At 69.5% G+C, this 3,910-nt stretch carries 3 protein-coding genes; all 3 read right to left on the reverse strand.

Annotated features, from left to right (window positions below; translation table 11 throughout):
- Positions 1-397: 397 nt before the first annotated feature.
- Complete coding sequence (locus QR77_RS09080; RefSeq protein WP_078876560.1) at positions 398-1,420, reverse strand: NlpC/P60 family protein; 1,023 nt, start codon at positions 1,418-1,420, stop codon at positions 398-400.
- Positions 1,421-1,498: 78 nt separating this feature from the next.
- On the reverse strand, positions 1,499-2,527 hold the full coding sequence (locus QR77_RS09085) for a C40 family peptidase (protein ID WP_040020838.1): 1,029 nt from the start codon (positions 2,525-2,527) through the stop codon (positions 1,499-1,501).
- Between the two features lie 346 nt (positions 2,528-2,873).
- Positions 2,874-3,910 (reverse strand): NYN domain-containing protein (locus QR77_RS09090; RefSeq protein ID WP_040020839.1); only part of this gene is annotated, 1,037 nt, incomplete at its 5' end.

Below are 3,910 nucleotides of genomic sequence, written 5' to 3' on the forward strand. Positions count from 1 at the left end.
CGACGGCGCCGCCGCGGGCACTCCGGCCCAGGCCGGACGGTGAGGAACGCCGATGGGACACCACAGGAAGCAGCACTTCCTTCCGCTGTACGCACTCACGCCGCTCCTGCCGCCCGACGGGCGGACCGATGGCCGGAGCTGCGCGCAGCAGACAGTAGCCGCGCGGACACGGGGCGCCAACGACCGCGCCGGGCACACAAAGTGACGCCCCTGCGGTGACCTGGCAGGTCACCGCAGGGGCGCGGTGTCAGCGAAGCGGCGGCGGAATTCGCCCGAATGGGCGGTCGCGCCGGGGGTTTCAGCGGCGGCGGGGGCAGTTACGGAGTCCGCCGGGGCGCCGGCCGCCGAAGGCGTCTGAAGCTGTCGGAAAGCGTGTGAAAGCGCGTGAAGGCGTTCGTCAGATCCGGACGCCGTACATGAACCCGCCGATGGTCGACATGGATTCGAAGCGCACGGAGGCGCCCGGGTGCGGCGCGTGCAGCACCTGTCCGTTGCCGGCGTACAGGCCCACATGGGCGAGGCCGTTGAAGAAGACCAGGTCGCCCGGGGCGAGCTGGCTCATCCCGATCCGCACACCCTCGTCGGCCTGGGTGTAGGTGGTACGGGTGATGCTCACGCCTGCCTGGCCGTACGCCCACTGGGTCAGCCCGGAGCAGTCGAACGAGCCGGGGCCCGTGGCTCCGTAGACGTACGGGGAGCCGATCACTCTCTGTGCGGCGGCGAAAGCGGCGGCGGCGCGGCCCGAAGCGGCGGGCACGTTACCGAGGTTCACCCGGTCGCTGGCGCGATTGGCACGGGAGTCGTCGGCGGCGAGCGAGGCCTTCTCGGCCGCGCTGAGGGTGTTGAACAGCGTCTGGGCGTCCTTGAGCTTGTCCTGGACGTCCTTCTTCTTGCTCGCCAGGTCCTTGCGCGCCGAGGAGAGGTCGGCGAGCTTGCCGCTCGCCTCCTTGCGCTCCTGCGCGAGCGCGCGCTGCTTGTCCGACACCTGCTGGAGGGTCTTGGCCTGTTCGGCGCTGATCTGGTCCATGGTGGACGCCTTCTCCAGGTAGGAGTCGGGGTCCGCCGAGAGGAAGAGCTGTATCGAGGGGTCGATGCCACCGCTGCGGTACTGGGCGCTCGCCATCGAACCGAGGCCTTCGCGCAGGTCGTTGAGCTCGTCCTGACCGCGGGCGACCTTGTCCTGGATCGCCGCGACCTGCTTCTCGATCTTGTCCTGCTGCTCCTTGGCCCCGGAGTACTTCTCGTTGGCCTTCTCGGACTCGTCGTAGAGCTTGTCGACCTTCGCCTTGACCTCGGACTTGGTCGGCTTCGGGTCCGCGTGCGCGGCCTGGGAGGTCAGCGCGACAGCGGCGGCCGCCGTCGCGGTGAGCACGGTCACGCGAGTGCGCGTCGGGGGCTTGGGACGACGGTGAGATGCCACGAAGGCGAGCTCCTTCTTGCTCGTCGGAGCGCGTAATTGACAGACATCACACGCATGGTGATCAGCTTGTTTACCTGGTCAGGCGATACGCACACCGAACTGGAAAGGCATGTTGTTGATCGACTCGTAACGGACCTGAGCACCCGGCTTGGGAGCGTGCAGCACCATGCCGTTGCCGGCGTAGAGCCCCACGTGGTGCGCGTCGCCGTAGAAGATCACGAGGTCGCCCTGCTTGAGCTGGCTCATACCGAGGTGCGGTCCGGCGTTGGCCTGCGCCTCGGAGGTACGCGGGATCGAGACACCGGCCTGGGCGTACGCCCACGAGGTGAGCCCGGAGCAGTCGAACGAGCCGGGGCCCGAGGCGCCGTACACGTACGGGGAGCCGATCACGCCCTGAGCCGCGGCGAAGGCCGAGCCGGCGCGCTGCGAGGCGGGTACGGAGGCGCCGAGGTCCACGCGGTCGCCGGCGCCGCGGTTGGCGCGGGCGTCGTCGGCGGTGAGCGAGGCCCGCTCGGCGGCGGTGAGGGTGTTGAGCAGCTTCTGCGCGTCGGCGAGCTTGCCCTGAACTTCCTTCTTCTTCTTGCCGAGTTCCTCGCGGGTGTCGGCGAGGTCGTTGACCTTGCCCTGCGCTTCCTTGCGCTCCTGCGCGAGTGAGCGCTGCTTCGCCTGGATCTGCGAGAGCGACTCGGCCTGCTGGGCGCTGATCTGGTCCAGCGTCGACGCCTTCTCCAGATAGTCGTCCGGGTTCGAGGAGAGGAAGAGCTGTATGGAGGGGTCGATGCCGCCGGTGCGGTACTGGGCGCTCGCCATCGAACCGAGGCCGTCCCGCAGCTCGTTCAGCTCGTCCTGCCCCCGGGCGACCTTGTCCTGGAGGTCCGAGACCTGCTTCTCCAGCTTGCCCTGCTGCTCCTTGGCCCCGGTGTACTTCTCGTTGGCCTGCTCGGCCTCGTCGTACAGCTTGTCGACCTTCGCCTTGACCTCGGTCTTGGTCGGCTTCGGGTCCGCGTGGGCGGCCTGGGAGGTCAGTGCGACGGCAGCGGCGGCGGTCGCGGTGAGCACGGTCACGCGGGTGCGGCTCGGAGGCTTGGGACGACGGTGGGACGCCACGGAGGCGAGCTCCTTCTTCCTCAGCCGCCGACCGGGAACGGGAGATGAGAGCAACTTCCCCGGCTCGGCGGTTCCTTCACTGCCACCCCGGATGGGTGATCAACCGCGCGAAGGTTCGAGCTGACCTTAGTGACCTTCTTGTGATCAGTTCAAATCCTCACGCGAAAAATCTTCGTCATGTGGGCATAAATTAGCGACATCACACGGACGGTGACGGGCATTTGACGCTGAGACGCGCCCTTAAGCGGTCAATCAGGGCATCAGGCACAGTCGTTGCGCATCGTCGTTCTTCATCGCTCTTCGGCGTGCGTCGGCGTTGTCGTCGCTCAGACCCGGTCGCCGTCGCTCAGACCCGCGAGAGCCTCTTCAGCAGCAACGCGGAGGCGACCGGCCGCGCCCCGGCCTTCGCCACGCCGTCGGCGACCTCCCGGTCGGTGGAGACCACCACCACGGGACGGCCCGCCGGTTCGGCCCTGACGAGCTGACGGATCAACTCGTCGGCGGTCACACCCGGTTTGGAGAAGAGCACACGCACCCCGCGCGGCGGCGCCAGCAGCACCGGAGCCGCCAGCTCGGCGCCGTCGAAGACACAGGTCATCTCGGCGCCGGTCTGCGCGGCGAGCATCGCGAGCCCGCCCAGCAGCCGCAGCCGCTGCTTCTCCAACGGCATCGTCGGATAGCCGGTCTTGGTCACGTTGTAGCCGTCCACGAGCAGATGCGCCTGCGGCAGCGCGAGCAACTGGTCGAGCAGGGCCGGGTCCATGTCGGAGAGCGCGCGGGCGGCGACGTCCTTGGGGGACATACGTCCCGGCTCGACCGCGTCGACGGTGTCGGCGGGGCGGCCGGAGGCCGGCGGCAGGGCCAGCTCGCGCCGCAGCCCCTGCGCCGATTCGAGGACGGTGTCGAGCAGCAGCCGCAGCCGCATGTCCTCCGTCGAGCGCCCCTCGCGTGCGGCGCGCCTGCTGGACTCGACCGCCGACTCCGCCTCGGCGAGCCGCGCCCTGATCCGGCGGGTCTCGCTCTCGGCCGCCGACACCTGGGTGGCGGCCTCGGACCGTACGGTCTCGATCTCGGCCAGGGCGCGGCGCAGGGCGGCCTCACCGCGCTTGACGTCGCTCTGCGCGCTGCGCAGCTTGCGGTGCAGCGATTCGGCTTCCTTGCGGGCCCCGTCCAGCTCCGTACGCAGCCGCTCGGTCTCGCTCTTCGTCTGCGCCCTGGCGCCGGTCAGCTCCTCGCGCAGCCGCTCCAGCTCACGCCTGTTCTCGTCGTCGGCGCGCTCGGCGTCGGCCCGCTGGGCCTCCTCGCCGGCCGCTGCCACCAATTTCACCCATCCGGGTGGCCTGAGAACGTACGCGGCGGCGGCCACGTCCACGGGATCGGCGG

Source organism: Streptomyces sp. 150FB (assembly GCF_000818195.1).
Lineage (GTDB): Bacteria > Actinomycetota > Actinomycetes > Streptomycetales > Streptomycetaceae > Streptomyces.